This is a genomic window from Rhodoglobus sp. G.S.23, from assembly GCF_056675935.1.
Genome location: NZ_CM155237.1, coordinates 559,929 through 575,783 on the forward strand (window position 1 = coordinate 559,929; position 15,855 = coordinate 575,783).

Genomic DNA, 15,855 nt, shown 5'->3' on the forward strand with positions numbered 1-15,855 from the left:
CCGTGTACGACGGAATTGTTCAAGAACTGATCGACGAACTCGGGCGTCTCCCCGGCATCGGTCCCAAATCTGCCCAGCGCATTGCATTTCATATTCTTCAGACGGAAAGCTTCGACGTTCGTCGACTGGCAGAACTGCTCAACGACATCCGTGACAAAGTACATTTCTGTGCAATCTGCGGCAATGTTACCGAGCACGAGACCTGCTCCATTTGTCGTGATCCGCGCCGCTCACCCGCAACAATCTGCGTTGTTGAGGAAGCAAAAGATGTCGTCGCCATCGAGCGCACTCGCGAATTTTCTGGGCTGTATCATGTACTCGGTGGAGCTATCAGCCCCATCGACGGAATCGGTCCAGACCAGTTGCGCATCAAGCAACTCTTAGGCCGGTTGGCTGACGGCGTCGTCACAGAAGTCATCATCGCGACCGACCCCAATCTCGAAGGTGAAGCAACCGCTACCTATCTGACGCGGCTTCTGGTTCAGCCCAACCTTCGAATTTCGCGCCTCGCATCGGGTCTTCCGGTCGGCGGAGATTTGGAATATGCCGACGAGGTCACACTCGGCCGTGCCTTCGAGGGCCGCCGAACAGTAGACCGCTAGCGCATCCCGTAACGAACTCGGCGGGGCGTGCGCACACCGTTAGACTCGCACTTTGGGCAGCATTTGCCCGCCAAATCCCGCTTCAGGAGAACAATGAGCCTCATCGTTCAGAAGTTCGGTGGCTCATCCGTTGCCGACGCTGAGAGTATTAAGCGCGTCGCAAAACGGATCGTCGAGACCCGTAAAGCCGGAAACGACGTCGTTGTCGTAGTTTCTGCGATGGGCGACACCACAGACGAACTCTTTGACCTCGCCGAACAAGTCGTGCCCGTACCGACTGGCCGCGAGCTTGACATGCTACTGACCGCGGGCGAACGAATTTCTATGGCGCTCCTCGCGATGGCCATCAAAAGTTTGGGCGTTGACGCCCGCAGCTACACCGGCAGCCAAGCCGGTATGGTCACGGATGCCCAACACGGGGCCGCACGCATTGTGGAGGTTTCGCCTCGTCGCGTGCAAGAAGCGCTCGATGATGGCGCGATCGCGATCGTCGCCGGGTTCCAAGGCTTCAATCGCGGAACCGGTGACATCACTACTCTCGGTCGCGGAGGATCCGATACGACAGCGGTTGCGCTTGCGGCAGCTCTCGGTGCCGAGACCTGCGAAATTTACACCGATGTTGATGGCATTTTTACGGCCGATCCCCGCATCGTGAAGTCGGCCCGCAAAGTCAATGTCGTCACGTGTGAAGAAATGTTGGAACTGGCCGCTTCTGGCGCAAAGGTTCTCGACGTGCGCGCGGTTGAATACGCTCGTCGGCACGGGGTAACAATTCACGTGCGGTCGTCGTTCAACAACAACACAGGCACGTTAGTAGTCAATCCGAAGGATGGAGAGAGCGTGGAAGAAGCAATCATCACAGGTGTTGCCTCCGATCTGAGCGAAGCGAAGATCACGGTAGTTGGGGTTCCCGACGTGCCAGGTAAGGCCGCGCAAATCTTTACGATCGTGGCCTCGGCAGATGCCAACATCGACATGATCGTTCAGAACGTTTCGCTGGCATCCACAGGTCGCACCGATATTTCATTCACCTTGAAGAAGTCGGATGCCGAAGACGTGCTTCGTGCGTTGACGTTCCATCAAGAAGAAGTTGGCTTTGAGTCGCTGCAGCACGATGACCAGATCGGAAAGCTCTCGGTCGTTGGCGGCGGAATGCGCACGAATGCTGGTGTTTCGGCGCGACTCTTTACGGCGCTATTTGAGGCCGGGATCAACATGGAGATGATTTCCACCAGTGAGATTCGCATCTCGGTTGTCACTCGGGCCGATACGGTTGCAGAGGCGGTGCGGGTTGTCCACACCGCATTCGGGCTTGATGGCGATGAAGACGCGGTCGTTCATGCAGGCACTGGTCGCTAGTCGGCCATAATTGTTCATCGTTTGCTGCGATGGTGGCGAACACAGAGTTTCAGGTAGAGGGTCTCATGGTTAACGCGGGCATCCGTATTGGTGTTGTTGGTGCAACGGGTCAGGTTGGCGCTGTTGTGCGTCGTCTGCTTGAGGAGCGCGATTTTCCGGTTGCGGAGATTCGCTTCTTCGCGTCGGTACGAAGCGCTGGTACGACTCTGCCGTTCAGGGGTGAGCAGATCACTGTTGAAGATGCGTCGATTGCCGACCCAACGGGCCTCGATATCGCGATTTTCTCGGCCGGAGCCACGACGTCGTTGGCGCAGGCTCCGCGGTTCGCTACTGCCGGTGTCACCGTGATCGATAACTCTTCGGGCTGGCGCATGGACCCTGACGTTCCTTTGGTCGTCAGTGAGGTTAACCCGCACGCGATTGATCAGGCAGTCAAGGGAATCATTGCGAACCCGAACTGCACCACGATGGCCGCAATGCCCGTATTGAAGGTTCTGGATGCCGAAGCGGGCCTTGAACGCCTCATCGTGAGTACGTACCAGGCTGTGTCGGGCGCTGGTCTTGCTGGTGGCGAAGAGCTGCTCGAGCAGGCTGCTGCTGCGGTCGCCCAAAACACGATGGGACTCGTTGAGGATGGCGCGGCGGTCACGATGCCGGCCCCGAACAAGTTCCCCAAGAACATTGCGTTCAACGTTGTACCTCTCGCGGGCAACATTGTCGACGACGGGCTCAACGAGACCGACGAAGAGAAGAAGCTGCGCAACGAGAGCCGTAAGATTCTCGAACTGCCCGGCCTGTTGGTCAGTGGCACGTGCGTTCGCGTCCCGGTGTTCACGGGTCATTCGCTGTCGATCAACGCCGAGTTCGGCAAGCCCCTGAGCCCGGAGCGGGCGAAGGAATTGCTGGCGGATGCTCCGGGTGTCAGCCTCAGCGACATCCCGACGCCTCTCGACGCTGCCGGTGCCGACCCGAGTTTCGTGGGCAGAATTCGCGCGGACGAGGGTGTACCGAACGGCCGTGGTCTTGCGCTCTTCATTAGCAATGACAACCTACGCAAGGGTGCGGCTCTTAACGCTGTTCAGATTGCCGAGCTCGTTGCCGCCAAAATCGCCGCGAAGGCATCGGCGTAACGGGAACCACTTCCCGCTACAGTCGCACAGAATTCCCGATGAGGTTCGACACTTTCACTCGCACGATCATGGTTGCCGTTCTTGTCGCGGTCACGCTAGGGCTTGCGTCGTGTACAAGCGCCGCAGCAATGAACGAACCCGCCCTTTTTGCCGCTGCCGACTCCGAAGCGCCTCGAGTCGCTTTCTATGGGGATTCCTACACGCGAGGAACGGGAGCTACAGATCAGGCCTCGCGGTGGTCGACCGTTCTCAGCAACCAGAATGGCTGGAGCGAATTCAACCCGAGCGTTAGCGGCTTAGGCTTCATGCGAAATCGCACACTGTTTGGGCAGGGTGACCTTCCTGACCTCATCATCGAAGAGAATCCTGACGTGGTGATTGTGGTGATGGGCCTTAACGACAACTTCACTTTCGATGCCTTTGCCGATGAGCTTCCCGGCCAGATATTGAGCGACTTCGAGCGTCTGTCGGCAGAGCTTCCTGATGCGCGACTCGTCGTCGTTGAACCGTTTTGGTACAAGGAAGAACGTCCAGCTTCCGTCGAGGCAATTATTTCGTGGGTGCACGATGCCGCGGTTGAAGTCGATGCCGATTATGTGCCCTATGCGTCATATTGGCTGACGGGGCATCCGGAATGGATGTCTAGTGACAACCTTCATCCGAATGACGCCGGTCACGCCGCAATTGCCGCACGGATGGAGCGCGCACTCCGCGCCTTGGATTTCTAACGGGTTCACTGTGCGGTCGAGGCGAAGTGCAAGCAATCGCTTGGGGCGTCTGCGTCGAACTCCTGTCATGAAATTTGATTCCGTTGCACGCACTATTGCGGCGACAGTTGCCATGGCCGCAGCTCTTGGCCTCGCGGGCTGTAGTGCGACAGAGCCAGCGGATGACCGTGACCCGAACGCGGTGCGTGTCGCGTTCTATGGTGATTCCTACACTCTCGGCACCGGTGCATCCACTGCCGAGAACCGCTGGTCGACCGTGATCTGCCAGCAACGGGGCTGGAGCGAGTTCAATCCGAGCGTCAATGGGCTGGGGTTTATCAACAATCGCGGCGCCTTTGGTGACGGTGACCTACCGAGTCTTGTGATTGCCGACGATCCCGACATCGTTTTCGTAACCATGGGCCTCAATGACAATTTCAGTTTCGATGCTCGAGCTAGCGACATCCGCTCGCAAATTAGCGCCGATTTTGATCGATTGAAGACAGCCCTTCCTGATGCCCGATTCATTGTTGTCGAGCCATTCTGGTACACGGATGCGCGCCCAGAGTCCGTGGCAACGATCATTGGTTGGGTAGAGGATGAGGCCTCCGCGATCGGCGCCGACTACATCTCCGGTGCCTCGCACTGGATCGAGGGACACCCTGAGTGGATGGCGAGTGACGGACTGCACCCCAACGACGACGGTTACGCGGAGCTGGCGCGGCGGATGGATCAGGCGCTTCGCAACTTAGGTCTCTAATGGACGGCTAAAGTAGAGCCGTGAAGAAAACCGTCGACGTCGCGCTTATCGGCGGCGGAATTATGAGTGCCACCTTGGGAACGCTGCTTCAGAAGCTGCAGCCCGACTGGGATATCCAGATCTTCGAGCGTTTGGGCGATCTTGCCCAAGAGAGTTCGAACCCGTGGAACAATGCTGGCACCGGTCATTCCGCGCTGTGCGAGCTTAATTACACTCCGCAAAAGAGCGATGGCTCTATTGAGATTTCGAGCGCGGTGAAAGTCAATGAGCAGTTCCAGGTGTCGCGCCAGTTCTGGTCATACCTCGTGAACGAGGGTGCGTTGCCCGAGCCCAGCTCATTCATCAACCCGACCCCGCACATGAGCTTCGTGTGGGGCGAAACAAACGTCGAGTACCTGCGCAAACGTTTTGATGCGCTCAAGGATCATCCACTATTCGCTGGCATGGAATACAGCGAAGACCCGGCAGTCATTCATGGGTGGGCACCGCTCATGATGCCGGGTCGACGCAAGTCGGAGCCCATAGCCGCTACCCACATTCCTTCGGGGACTGATGTTGACTTCGGAGCGCTCTCGCACTTCATGGTTGACACTCTTGTCGAGTCTGGCGCACAGCTTAATACCGGAATCCGGGTGACCAATCTCAAGAAACAGCGGGATGGTCTCTGGAATCTCTCGCTTCGTCATGACGTGGGCGGAACCCCGGTGGAATCCGTAGCCGCCCGATTTGTTTTCGTTGGCGCCGGCGGTTATGCCCTCAATTTGCTTCAGAAGTCTGGCATCAAGGAGATCCGCGGTTTCGGCGGCTTCCCAGTCAGCGGCGAGTTCTTGCGCACTGACAATCCAGAAGTTGTTGCCGCCCACAGTGCCAAGGTCTATGGCAAGGCTGCCGTCGGTTCACCTCCAATGTCGGTTCCTCACCTCGATCTTCGTGTGGTCGATGGTCAGGGCAGCCTGATGTTTGGCCCCTACGCCGGATTCAGCCCCAAGTTCTTGAAAACTGGGTCAGTTCTTGACCTCTTTGCTTCCATTCGCTGGCACAACCTGCTGCCGATGGTTGCCGCAGGCATCAGCAACCTCTCGCTCGTGAAGTACCTCATTGGGCAACTCCTCGCGAGCCCAGAGACGAAGTTTGATGAACTCAAGAACTTTGTTCCCAATGCCAAGCCTGAAGACTGGTACCGCATTACGGCCGGTCAACGCGTGCAGGTGATGAAGAAAGACCCGAAGAAGATCGGCGTCCTGCAGTTTGGTACCGAGGTGGTGTCGTCGGCTGACGGCAGCATTGCTGGTCTTCTTGGAGCGTCTCCAGGCGCGTCTACCGCTGTTCCGATCATGCTGGGTTTGGTGGAGAAGTGCTTCCCTGAGCGCATGAACGACTGGCGTCCGAAGATCGAGAAGATGATTCCGAGCTTCGGGCAACAGCTTTCGGACTCACCTCAGCTTGCACACGAAACACTCGAACGCACAGCGAAGGCTCTCCACATCCACCCGTAGCACTGCCGCTCGCGCTGATGCAAAGCAAGGCGCGTAGACGTACCCCGAGAGTGGGGTACGTAACGTACCCCGATAAGTGGCATACTGTAGCTGTTGTTGCAGTATGGCGAAGGGGGTCGGCGGATGTCTATTGGCTTGCCCGCGCACTTGCGCCAAGAGAGCGTTCGCCGTGCCTTTGCCCGTACCGCCAATACCGTCGCATTTCTTTTGCTTTCGCTTGCACTTGTCGGAGTGCTCAGCATTTACGCCAACGACGACGCTATTTCGCTCTGGCCTGCATCACTTGCGCTGATTCCGCTGCTCGTTACGGTGTGGCTGGTCAACTCCAACCGAACGCCTTTTTTCTCTGTCGCACACGTCTTAATCGGCGGCCCAGCACTCTATTGGTACGCGCTCACTGTCGTCTCGCAGCTCAGGCCGTTGGGGGACGCGGGCCGGTATCTCCTCGATCTCCCTCAAATCGCGATCATGCTCATCGGTGGTTCGGGACTTACGTTAGTTTCCGCCATCGTTTGGTGCACTATTGGGCTCATGGTGGCCGAGTTCGCCGTAACGCTAGCGGTCTGGCAAGTGGGCGGCACATTTGCACTTCAACCTGCTGTGTTGGTGACCTATTTCGTGGTCGTCGCGGTATTAATCACGTTGCGGTTCAGTCAGCGCGGTGTTCGCCGTGTTCAATCAAATTTGCATCGGGCCGCCCGTGATGAGGAGATGGCATCGTTGCGATACGGGATCGAAGCAACGTCGGCCGCAGTGATGCACGACACGGTGCTCGGGCATCTAGCTGCGATTGCTCACGCACCCTTTGGTGCGATTGACTCTCGGCTGCAAGTTCAAATCAATCGCGATCTCGAAGTGCTCGTTGGCGAGGAGTGGCTCTCCGAATCGAACTCCGACGGTATTGAATCAGCACGAGCGGACTGGCACAGCAGCGAGTTGCTTGTTGCGGTGACTGAAGCTCGTGAACTTGGACTTGAGGTCGAAGTCACTGGGGACTTGACCGCACTCTCATTGCTCGATGCGCGCGGAGCTTCTGCCCTCGGGCCTGCGGTCAAGCAGTGCCTTGTCAACGTCATCAAGCACTCGGGAACGCTGCACGCTGAGGTGGCCATCTTTGGATCCGCTGACGAAGTGAGTGTTCTCGTTGTGGATGCGGGCAAAGGTTTCGAAGAGGCGGAAACGGGGGAGGACCGTCTCGGTTTGCGGCAGTCAGTGCGTCGTCGAATCGAACTCGTCGCCGGAACCGTTCAAGTGTGGTCGACTCCCGGTCGAGGAACATCCGTAATGATTCGTGTACCAACCGGATCGGCCAACTCCGTCACTTCACCGGGCGGAACGCTATGAATGCGAAGACTGCCCCGACATCAATTGCGGGCGCCTCATCGCCGCAGACCGGATCAACGCGGGTGGCGATCCAGCAACTCGATCCGCTGGGAACTCTCGACGGGCGCCCCATTAGCGTGACCGCAGGCATTGCCGTGGTGTTGTTCACGGCTCTCATGCTGTGGAGCAGCGCGGGTGACCCTGTCGATCCCTGGCTCGCTGGCTTGGCGCTTATCGCCGTGCTGGTTACAGCGGTGGTACTGATTTTGGGAACGAGCCCCCTGAGGGCGCCGTTTACGGGCGCTATGCACGCGCTCGGGGTGGGGTCATCCATCATAGCTTTCGCCTTGATCTCGGCAGCCCTAGGCGGCGCAACCGCACTCCCCACGGCGTATTGGGCACCTCTGGTTGTTGGCACGACGTGCATTGCGCTCGCGCCCTATCGCCCGGTGCGTGAACTTGTTGCCGTGGGAATCGTGGCGTCCATTTTCACTGGATTTTCGGCTCTCGTGTGGTCGAGTGGATCGACGAATACGAGCCAGATGATCGTGATTCTATTTTCGATCACACCAGTGCTGACGATGTCGCTCGGCGGCGCCGCTTTCGCCCGCTCACTGGCATTGAGCCACCAGCGGTGGGAGTCGCGGGCAGTCTATGGGGCTCGTCGTCTGCGTGAGCGTCAGCACGTGAGCGTTGCCCGTTCTGTGCAGCAAGACCGAGTAACCATTCTGAATCGCTTTGTTGTGCCACTCTTTGCCGAACTCTCCTCCCGAGGAATAGTGTCACCAGACGATCGCGCGAAAGCGGCAGAATACTCTGCATCGCTTCGCGAGCTCATGGTCACGGAGGTCAATCGCAGTTGGCTTGAGTCCGTGGTGGCGCAAGCGTTCGGTTCCCTGGATGACGGCACTCTCGTGCAAGACCCTCATCGGCTGGCGAACGCCATGACAGCTCACCAGCGCACAGCGCTGCGGGCAGCAGTGCTTGCTGTGGCAACGGGGGGAGAGCTCTCCCGTGACAGCGTGCGGCTCTCAATCGAGAAAACGTCAACGGGAGCGATGATCGTTGTGCGGGCAACAGTGACTTCGTCAGAATCGTCTTGGCGGTCATCCCTTGCTCCCTATTTTGCGGTACTTCGCGTGGTATTTACTGGACTTCAGATTTCCTATCGATCACCCTCACTCACCGTTAGGTTCACTTATGACACCCCCTGATTCTCAACTCAGTGCGCATCTTGGGGATCGCGCACCGATTCGACTGGCGATCTTGGACGATCACGAAGTTCTCCTCGACAGTCTCAACAGTTGGATAACCAACAACGCCCCAGACTTCGACGTAGTGCTCACGGCCAGCACGTGGCTGCAATTGGTGCACAGCGACCGTTTCCCGACCGAGTTGGTCTTTCTTGATTTCCAGCTCAAGGAGCCGGTATCAATCGAAGCGCGAGTGCGCACGTGTCGAGCTGCTGGCGCCAAAGTTATCGTGCTCTCAAGCCTTGATAGTCGAGAAGCACGCGAACGAGCGCTTTCGGCGGGAGCGGCGACGTTCTTGTCAAAATCGTTGCCGATGCAAGAGGTGATGGATGCTGCTCGCGAAATCATGGGCGTAGAGCCCGAGGGTGGTGCGCAGCTTGATTGGCGGCCGCTACCCTCTGGCTCCGCTGACCAATCAAAGCCAAAGCTCAGTGCCGGTGAGGCGGATGCTCTAACGCTGTACGCTTCTGGACTAAGCACACCCCAGGTCGCAGAACGCATGAATGTGCAATACGAGACTGCGAAGACATATCTTCGTAGGGTGCGTGAAAAGTACGCAAAGGCAAACCGGCCGGCAAGCAAAAAGGCTGACCTGATCCGTCGGGCCGCTGAGGATGGATTTCTACGCTGATGAGCAAACTGTATTTCCGCTACGGAGCCATGAACAGTGGCAAGAGCACCGCGCTGCTGCAGGCTGCGTACAACTACGAGGAACGCGACCAGCAGGTGCTTCTGGCCAAGCCTCACGTCGATACCAAAGGCGACAACTCCATCATTTCGCGCCTCGGTGTCACCCGCCAGGTCGATTTCACCGTTTCTCCAACCGATGACGTCTACGAAGTCTTTGCCCGAGAACGCGCCAGAGTGTTTGAGAAGACCGGTTTGCCTGTGAGCTGCCTGCTCGTGGATGAGGCGCAGTTCTTCACCGAGGCTCAAGTGGATGACCTCTTGCGTATCGCGATCGTTGAGCGCGTGCCCGTGTTGGCGTACGGCATCCGTACTGACTTTCAGACTGTAGCTTTTCCGGGCAGCCGGCGGTTGCTTGAGATCGCCCACTCGCTTGAAGAACTCAAGACCATCTGTCGTTGTGGGCGCAAGGCTGTTTTCAATGCACGCACGGTCGGTGACGAGTTCATCTTTGATGGCGATCAGGTCGCCATTGACGGCGTGGATGTCGGCTACCAGTCGCTCTGCGGAGCCTGCTACCTAGAAGAGAGCGGCGGCGTTCTCAATAGTGGGTGGCGCCCGAAGATCGATTTCAGCTATGGAAGCGCGCCCGACGCAGACTTCTCGTAGATAGCAGCAATTTGCACACGCTTTAACGACTAAACGCCTTCCCGAGGGAAGGCGTTTAGTCGTCTCTGTGATGAAACAGATTTTTTGTCGGGGTAGCGGGATTTGAACCCACGACCTCTTCGTCCCGAACGAAGCGCGCTACCAAGCTGCGCCACACCCCGATCATTAACCACTGACGTGATCAACAGATCAAGAATAGCCGATATCTCCGGCGGTGAGAGTCACAACCACCGCTTCTGGCTTGCAGGCGAAGCGAACCGGGGCATAAATTGATGTTCCGAGGCCTGCGCTGACGTTCAAGAACGCGGCGCGACGCAAGTGGTGCCAGATGCTGAGACCGCTAGCCTGCTCGCGAGGAATGTCGCAATTGGTGACCAAGGCCGGCATTCCGGGAATCCGCACCTGACCACCGTGAGTGTGTCCAGCAAAAATCGCATCGGCACCATTCGTGACCAGAGCGTCGAGCACGCGGCGGTAGGGGGCGTGTGTGACACCGAGCGCGACAGTTTCTGGGCCGTGACGGTCATCTGCCCACCCGACGTTTTCGCGCATCTCTTCGATGTTGGCTGGCAGGCGATCTAGGCGCTCCCAGCCGCGGTGTGCGTCGGCGGTGCCAAAGAGTTCAAGGCGGGAACCGCGGAGTTCGATGGCACGAGCATGGTTGTTGAGGGAGAGCCAGCCGAGTTGATCCTCGAAGTACGCATTAAGGGCATCCGTGTCGAGGTGTTCGACGGGCCGGTGATTCGAGGTTGGCGCAGTGAAGTAGGTGAACGGGTTCTTGAACTGAGGACCGTAATAGTCGTTCGATCCGTGAACGAAGACTCCCAGGGTGCCCTTAAACGGCTCGAAAGCACGCTTAATGCCGAGGATGCCGTCGGCGTGCCCCAAATTGTCACCCGTGTTGATGATGAGGTCGGGTTCGTAGGCGGTGAGGCCGCGAACCCAGTCTTGCTTACGGGTCTGCCACGGTGCCATGTGCAGGTCGGAGATGTGAAGCACCGTGATGTCACGTGCGCCAGGGTCAAGGATCGGCAGCGTCTCATGACGAACAGTGAACGCGTTGCGCTCAACGAGCGAACCCCAGGCGAAGGCAGCTACCCCTGCTGCGGCTACCGCACCGAGTGCGGTAGCCGCAGGGGAGAGATGTCGGCTCATGGACAAGGCGTAATCTGACCCACGGTTAGGGTGATCGTTGTCGCCTGTTTGACTAAGCTTCCCGCCGCGGGGCTAGAGGAGATCACCTTGCCGTCGCGCGGATCGCCTGGCGGAACAACTTCACATCCCTGATTGACGTTGGAGAATCCGGCCCCATTCAAGATGCCCTTACCTGCGTTATAGCTATTGGATTGTCCATCGCCGACAGCGTCAGGAATCTGAACCAAGTTCTGCTTGCTGGTGTAAACCGTGACTGTTGCGCCAGCACCAGACTGAGTTCCCGCCGCTGGGTCAGTTCGTACAACCTGACCAGCCGGAAGTTCGGAGTCAACCGCTCCGCCGTCCCTAAAAGCAAATCCAAGGCTCACAAGGACGGACTTGGCCTGTTCCAGACTCTGAGAGCGAACGTCAGGAACCTCGGTGCCCGAGCCAGTGAGTAGCGCGGGGTCTGGTGCGCCAAATGCTGTGCCAGGGTACTTAAGGTTGAGAACCGTATCGGTTGCTTTCGTAATGTAGTGACGCAGACGATAACCCTGCACGCCTGCGTAGGAAACGCGACTAATATCTTGCTCGCCAATGCTGTTTCCTACCCACGTTGCGGTGCCGTAGCGTGTGGTGCCTGTTGCCATCCACGTCTGGTTTGCACCGTCAGTGGTTCCCGTCTTGCCGAAGATTGGGATGCCATCGTTCGGGGCAGAGTAGGCGGCATTGCCTCGGTTGAGGACCTCAGTCATGACGAACGCTGCGGTGGCAGCTACTTCTGGTGAGATCGCCTGTCGGCAATTCTTTTCTTGCCCGCCCAGATCGTTGTTTCGCGAGTCGATTGCTTTGTCGATGATGATTGGTTCGCACCACAGGCCACCGGCTCCGATCGCCGCATAGGCAGAGGCAAGGCTCAGCGGTGTGACGGTATTGGTTCCGATTACTGAGGATGGGTAGCTTTCCAGCTCTTTTCCGTCGGCGCGTTCAACGCCCAAAGCTGCGGCGACATTGCGAATATTGCACTGGTCGAGTTGGCTGGCCATCGAGAAGAAGATTCCGTTGATCGACTCTGCGGTGCCTTCGGCGACAGTATAGACGCCCCGCTCGCCACCGTTGTTCTTGAATTCCACGGGACCTGCGTATGGCCCGTTACACGTATCAAGGAACTGTGAACCTTGCATCGTTCGCGCGGTTCCCTCGAGACGGTCATAGATTCCTTTGCCCTGATTGAGCCACTCGATGAGCGTGAACGCCTTATAAGTGGAGCCGGGCTGGAAACCTGTCGAACCGCCATAGTTGAAGCTCGTGTTGTAGTTCACGGCTGAGGTGCTGGCGCCTCCACCTGTCGCTGTGTCGTCGAAGACTTTGTTCTCCGCCATCACCCGCACTCGGCCGGTTCCGCCTTCAACCGTCGAAGTCGCGCTGCCGAGGGCGTAGGCCGTTTCACTTGGCGGGGCGTAGGTCCAGGTTGCTTCCTGTGCTGCAACCTGAGCATCGAGATCGAGAGTTGTGTAGAGCTTGTAGCCACCCTTTTTCCAGTTGGCAGCCCGCTCATCAGGAGTGTCGCCCAAGAACCCGAAGTCGCCAACACTCTTGACTACGTAATCGCAGAACCATTTGGCGTATTTATAGGCAGCGATGCAGCCGTTCTTGGGTGATGACGGAACAACACTTGTCTCGTCAACTTGAATCGCGACAGCCTCGTCGTACTCTGCCTGCGTGATCGATCCCACTTCGAGCATCGCGTAGAGAATCACATCGCGGCGCTCTTGATTAGCAGCGAAGTACTCAGGGTCAGAGAGGTTGCGCACACTCGGCTCTTGCACAATGGCGATCAGGCTCGCTGATTGCTCTAGCGAAAGGTCCTTAGCGTCGACACTGTAATAGCGTTGTGCAGCCGCCTGGATGCCGTAGGTCGCATTGCCGAAGTTGGCGATGTTGAGATAAGCGGTGACGATCTCTTTCTTCGTGTATCGCTTCTCAAGCCCGATCGCGAGCTTCATTTCCTTCAGCTTGCGGTCAAATGAAGTGGCGACAGCCTTCTCGTAGGCGGCTTTGCGCTCGTCTTCGTTTGGCAGTGATTCCGCTTCGGAAATATAGGTGTTCTTCACCAGCTGCATGGTGAGAGTAGAGGCACCACTCTCAATTCCGGAGCTGATGACGTTGCCCAGGGCTGCACGCACGAGGGACGTGAGGTCAACCCCACCGTGATCAAAGAAGCGACGGTCTTCACCGTCAACGGTGGCGTCAATCGCGTACTGAGAGATCTGGTCGTAACTGACCTCTTGGCGGTTCTGGTCGTAGATCGTAGCTATGGGGTAATAGCCATCAACGTTGCCCTTGCCGGTGAAGTTGGCATAGATCGTGTTGCGCTCTGGCTGCTGGTCGATCTCGAGATAATCCGGGAGACCATCAAAAATGCCGATAGTACTGGAAGCAGTGATGCCGGTCACGGCGAGGGCGGGGGCGACCATCGCGGTAATGAGGAGACCAGCGAGCGCACTGAAGCTAACAAGTCCGGCAATTGCCGACACTATGCCACGACGCGGAATATTTTGGGCAGACATATGATCAAGAGTAAGGGATCATTGATAACGCCATGCTGAACGGGAGCCGCAAATATGCCCACTTGGGAGTACCTGACTACACCACTGATGGTGCACAATTCCACCGCAATCCTCAATAACTGGGGTTCTGAGGGCTGGGAACTCGTGCAAGTCGGCACCGGCCCCGAGGGCGGCCCGGTTGCTTATTTCAAACGCATCAAGGAAGAGAACAAGTAATGTCACAGCTTGATGAGCGTCTTGCCGAGCTTAATCTCACCGTTCCTGAATTTTCGAAGCCTCTCGCTTCCTATCTGCCAGCGATGGTCACGGGCAACCTTGTCTTCACCTCGGGCCAGTTGCCTCTGGTTGACGGTGCGCTTCCTGCTACCGGCAAGGTTGGCGCGGAAGTGGATGCTGATGCAGCCCACGAGTACGCCAAAACGTGTGTTCTCAACGGCCTCGCTGCCGCTAAGGGCGTCATCGGGTCTCTCGATCGCATCACCCGGGTAGTGAAGGTCGTAGGCTTCGTAGCGTCCGACCCCAGCTTCACGGGGCAGCCTGGAGTCATCAATGGAGCTTCGGAACTGCTCGGCGAGATCTTTGGTGAGGCAGGCAAGCATGCTCGTAGTGCTGTTGGTGTTGCCGTTTTGCCCCTCGATGCTCCCGTTGAGATCGAGTTCGTTTTCGAGTTCGCGTGATCGAAGTGTGGTACCCCGGCCAAGCTGGGGAGAACGCTCCATTTCGCCGATTTGAGTTGGGCGAGTGGGATCCGACGCATGCTGGCGTAACTCTCAGCGCGCGCCGACTCGTGCAAGATAGCCGTGAAGTGGGGGATGGCGACATTTTTGTTGCCATCGGCACTGCGGCATCCCCGGCACTGCCCTACAGTGCCCCGGCGCTCGAGCAGGGCGCTGTTGCGGTGCTCGTCGATGCGGCGGCCGCTGACGGTGCGAGCTTTGGCGAACGTGTGTTTGCGATTGAGAACCTCCGTGACGTGATCGGTGTCATGGCGGATGCGTTTGTCGGGCATCCATCGCGGTCGATGTCGATGGTCGGCATCACAGGCACAAACGGAAAGACATCAACCGCTCACTTGTTGACGCAGGCGTGGCATCGGTTGGGAGTGACATCGGCGACGATCGGCACTCTCGGTGCGGGTATCACGGGAGAGCACCGCATCAACATGGGGATGACGACTCCGCAGGTTACGGCTGTTCACCAATTCTTGGATGATTTTCACCGTGCCGGGGTAGAAAACGTCGCCATGGAGGTCAGCTCCCATGCGCTAGAGCAGCGTCGTGTCGACGGCGTCGAGTTCGACATTGTGGCGTTCACCAACTTCACGCGCGATCACCTCGACTATCACGGGTCGATGGAGGAGTACGCGGCGCAAAAGGCGAAGATCTTCTCTCTCCCCGGTGTACAAACCGCCATCCTCAACTTGGATGACGCGGCGGCCGAGAATCACTTTCATCACACGCTTCCTGAGGGAATGCGTGGAATCGGAATGACCTCAAATGGTCACTCTGAAGCCATTGTTCGAGCAGAGAACGTGCAGCTCACGACTGAGGGTCTCGAGTTTGATCTCGTGATCGACAGTGAACGCCATCACGTTGCTAGCGGACTTATCGGCCGGTTCAACGTCGACAACTTGCTGACGTGTGCGGCAGTCTTGTGGGCTCAGGGCAGTGAGCCGCGAGTGATCGCTGAAGTGCTTGCCCCACTTGAGCCGGTGCTTGGTCGGATGACCCGCATCCGTGAAAACGACCAGCTGCCATTGGTCGTTGTGGACGCTGGGCACACCCCCGATGCCGTGCGCCACGCCGTCACGGCATTGCGCGAGTCTGGCCATGCTCGAGTCGTCACGGTATTTGGCGCGACCGGTGATCGTGACCCAGGTAAGCGCCCCGAGATGGCGCGCATCGTCGAAGAGGGCTCCGACCTGATCGTTGTTACCGACGACGACGTGCACAACGAAGATGGCGACCAGATTGTGGCGCACATTCGGGCCGGCTTCGAGCATCCGGAACGTGTTGTCGAAATTCGTGATCGGGCCACAGCAATTGCCTATGCGATCGATGCTGCGAATGCCGATGACGTTGTGTTGTTGCAGGGCAAGGGTCACGAGCCGTACCAAATTGTTGGCAATGAGCGCGTGCCATTCAGCGATATTGACACGGCTATTCGGCTGCTCAAGGAGCGCGCGAAGTAGCAGAACTACACGAAGGCCGGGTCGCAATCGCGAC

General features: G+C 57.9%; 14 protein-coding genes, 1 tRNA gene and 1 pseudogene. 13 read left to right on the top strand and 3 right to left on the bottom strand.

The window, feature by feature from the left end; genetic code table 11:
* Nucleotides 1-2 precede the first annotated feature (2 nt).
* From recR to AC1ENN_RS02765, 10 genes are all read left to right on the top strand, one after another.
* Nucleotides 3-602, top strand: a complete 600-nt coding sequence (recR, locus tag AC1ENN_RS02720) for a recombination mediator RecR (RefSeq protein WP_449648343.1) — start codon at nt 3-5, stop codon at nt 600-602.
* A 93-nt stretch (nt 603-695) separates the two neighbouring features.
* On the top strand, nt 696-1,961 hold the full coding sequence (locus tag AC1ENN_RS02725) for an aspartate kinase (protein WP_449648342.1): 1,266 nt from the start codon (nt 696-698) through the stop codon (nt 1,959-1,961).
* Nucleotides 1,962-2,026: 65 nt separating this feature from the next.
* Nucleotides 2,027-3,091 (top strand): aspartate-semialdehyde dehydrogenase, encoded by a 1,065-nt coding sequence (locus tag AC1ENN_RS02730; protein WP_480406925.1) that lies wholly within the window; start codon nt 2,027-2,029, stop codon nt 3,089-3,091.
* A gap of 38 nt (nt 3,092-3,129) precedes the next feature.
* On the top strand, nt 3,130-3,819 hold the full coding sequence (locus AC1ENN_RS02735) for an SGNH/GDSL hydrolase family protein (RefSeq protein WP_480391697.1): 690 nt from the start codon (nt 3,130-3,132) through the stop codon (nt 3,817-3,819).
* A 67-nt stretch (nt 3,820-3,886) separates the two neighbouring features.
* Nucleotides 3,887-4,558: an SGNH/GDSL hydrolase family protein gene (locus AC1ENN_RS02740; protein ID WP_449648339.1), complete on the top strand. Its 672-nt coding sequence runs from the start codon at nt 3,887-3,889 to the stop codon at nt 4,556-4,558.
* 20 nt (nt 4,559-4,578) lie between these two features.
* Nucleotides 4,579-6,054 carry a malate:quinone oxidoreductase gene (locus tag AC1ENN_RS02745; protein WP_449648338.1) on the top strand — a complete coding sequence of 492 codons (1,476 nt, stop codon included), beginning with the start codon at nt 4,579-4,581 and terminating at the stop codon, nt 6,052-6,054.
* 123 nt (nt 6,055-6,177) lie between these two features.
* Nucleotides 6,178-7,398, top strand: coding sequence for a sensor histidine kinase (locus AC1ENN_RS02750; protein WP_480391698.1), 1,221 nt, complete (start codon nt 6,178-6,180; stop codon nt 7,396-7,398).
* Nucleotides 7,395-8,591, top strand: coding sequence for a hypothetical protein (locus AC1ENN_RS02755; protein WP_480391699.1), 1,197 nt, complete (start codon nt 7,395-7,397; stop codon nt 8,589-8,591). The genes AC1ENN_RS02750 and AC1ENN_RS02755 overlap by 4 nt, the downstream gene beginning before the upstream one ends.
* Nucleotides 8,578-9,261: a response regulator transcription factor gene (locus tag AC1ENN_RS02760; protein WP_449648335.1), complete on the top strand. Its 684-nt coding sequence runs from the start codon at nt 8,578-8,580 to the stop codon at nt 9,259-9,261. Before AC1ENN_RS02755 ends, AC1ENN_RS02760 begins: the two co-directional genes overlap by 14 nt.
* Nucleotides 9,261-9,926 (top strand): thymidine kinase, encoded by a 666-nt coding sequence (locus AC1ENN_RS02765; RefSeq protein WP_480391700.1) that lies wholly within the window; start codon nt 9,261-9,263, stop codon nt 9,924-9,926. Before AC1ENN_RS02760 ends, AC1ENN_RS02765 begins: the two co-directional genes overlap by 1 nt.
* Before the next feature lie 87 nt (nt 9,927-10,013).
* On the opposite strand, the gene AC1ENN_RS02770 is transcribed toward AC1ENN_RS02765, so the two are convergent.
* The 3 genes from AC1ENN_RS02770 to AC1ENN_RS02780 all read right to left on the bottom strand — a co-directional run bounded on the left by AC1ENN_RS02770 (nt 10,014) and on the right by AC1ENN_RS02780 (nt 13,630).
* Nucleotides 10,014-10,087, bottom strand: a tRNA-Pro gene (locus AC1ENN_RS02770).
* Between the two features lie 28 nt (nt 10,088-10,115).
* On the bottom strand, nt 10,116-11,081 hold the full coding sequence (locus AC1ENN_RS02775) for a metallophosphoesterase (RefSeq protein WP_480391701.1): 966 nt from the start codon (nt 11,079-11,081) through the stop codon (nt 10,116-10,118).
* A complete protein-coding gene (locus AC1ENN_RS02780) occupies nt 11,078-13,630 on the bottom strand; it encodes a transglycosylase domain-containing protein (protein WP_480391702.1) in 2,553 nt (850 codons plus the stop codon). The genes AC1ENN_RS02775 and AC1ENN_RS02780 overlap by 4 nt, the downstream gene beginning before the upstream one ends.
* A 54-nt stretch (nt 13,631-13,684) precedes the next feature.
* On the opposite strand from AC1ENN_RS02780, the pseudogene sp36 reads away from it, so the two are divergent.
* From sp36 to AC1ENN_RS02795, 3 genes and pseudogenes are all read left to right on the top strand, one after another.
* Nucleotides 13,685-13,825 (top strand): annotated as a pseudogene (gene sp36, locus AC1ENN_RS02785) (Sp36 family protein); the annotation flags it as partial.
* A gap of 20 nt (nt 13,826-13,845) precedes the next feature.
* Nucleotides 13,846-14,307 carry a RidA family protein gene (locus AC1ENN_RS02790; protein WP_449648331.1) on the top strand — a complete coding sequence of 154 codons (462 nt, stop codon included), beginning with the start codon at nt 13,846-13,848 and terminating at the stop codon, nt 14,305-14,307.
* Nucleotides 14,304-15,821 (top strand): UDP-N-acetylmuramoyl-L-alanyl-D-glutamate--2,6-diaminopimelate ligase, encoded by a 1,518-nt coding sequence (locus tag AC1ENN_RS02795; protein WP_480406626.1) that lies wholly within the window; start codon nt 14,304-14,306, stop codon nt 15,819-15,821. Before AC1ENN_RS02790 ends, AC1ENN_RS02795 begins: the two co-directional genes overlap by 4 nt.
* Nucleotides 15,822-15,855: the final 34 nt, after the last annotated feature.

Coding starts and splice junctions, on each gene's coding strand:
- AC1ENN_RS02725 (WP_449648342.1), top strand. CDS start 696: ATGAGCCTCATCGTTCAGAAGTTCGGTGGCTCATCCGTTGCCGACGCT.
- AC1ENN_RS02730 (WP_480406925.1), top strand. CDS start 2,027: ATGGTTAACGCGGGCATCCGTATTGGTGTTGTTGGTGCAACGGGTCAG.
- AC1ENN_RS02735 (WP_480391697.1), top strand. CDS start 3,130: ATGAGGTTCGACACTTTCACTCGCACGATCATGGTTGCCGTTCTTGTC.
- AC1ENN_RS02740 (WP_449648339.1), top strand. CDS start 3,887: ATGAAATTTGATTCCGTTGCACGCACTATTGCGGCGACAGTTGCCATG.
- AC1ENN_RS02750 (WP_480391698.1), top strand. CDS start 6,178: ATGTCTATTGGCTTGCCCGCGCACTTGCGCCAAGAGAGCGTTCGCCGT.
- AC1ENN_RS02755 (WP_480391699.1), top strand. CDS start 7,395: ATGAATGCGAAGACTGCCCCGACATCAATTGCGGGCGCCTCATCGCCG.
- AC1ENN_RS02760 (WP_449648335.1), top strand. CDS start 8,578: ATGACACCCCCTGATTCTCAACTCAGTGCGCATCTTGGGGATCGCGCA.
- AC1ENN_RS02765 (WP_480391700.1), top strand. CDS start 9,261: ATGAGCAAACTGTATTTCCGCTACGGAGCCATGAACAGTGGCAAGAGC.
- AC1ENN_RS02775 (WP_480391701.1), bottom strand. CDS start 11,081: ATGAGCCGACATCTCTCCCCTGCGGCTACCGCACTCGGTGCGGTAGCC.
- AC1ENN_RS02780 (WP_480391702.1), bottom strand. CDS start 13,630: ATGTCTGCCCAAAATATTCCGCGTCGTGGCATAGTGTCGGCAATTGCC.
- AC1ENN_RS02790 (WP_449648331.1), top strand. CDS start 13,846: ATGTCACAGCTTGATGAGCGTCTTGCCGAGCTTAATCTCACCGTTCCT.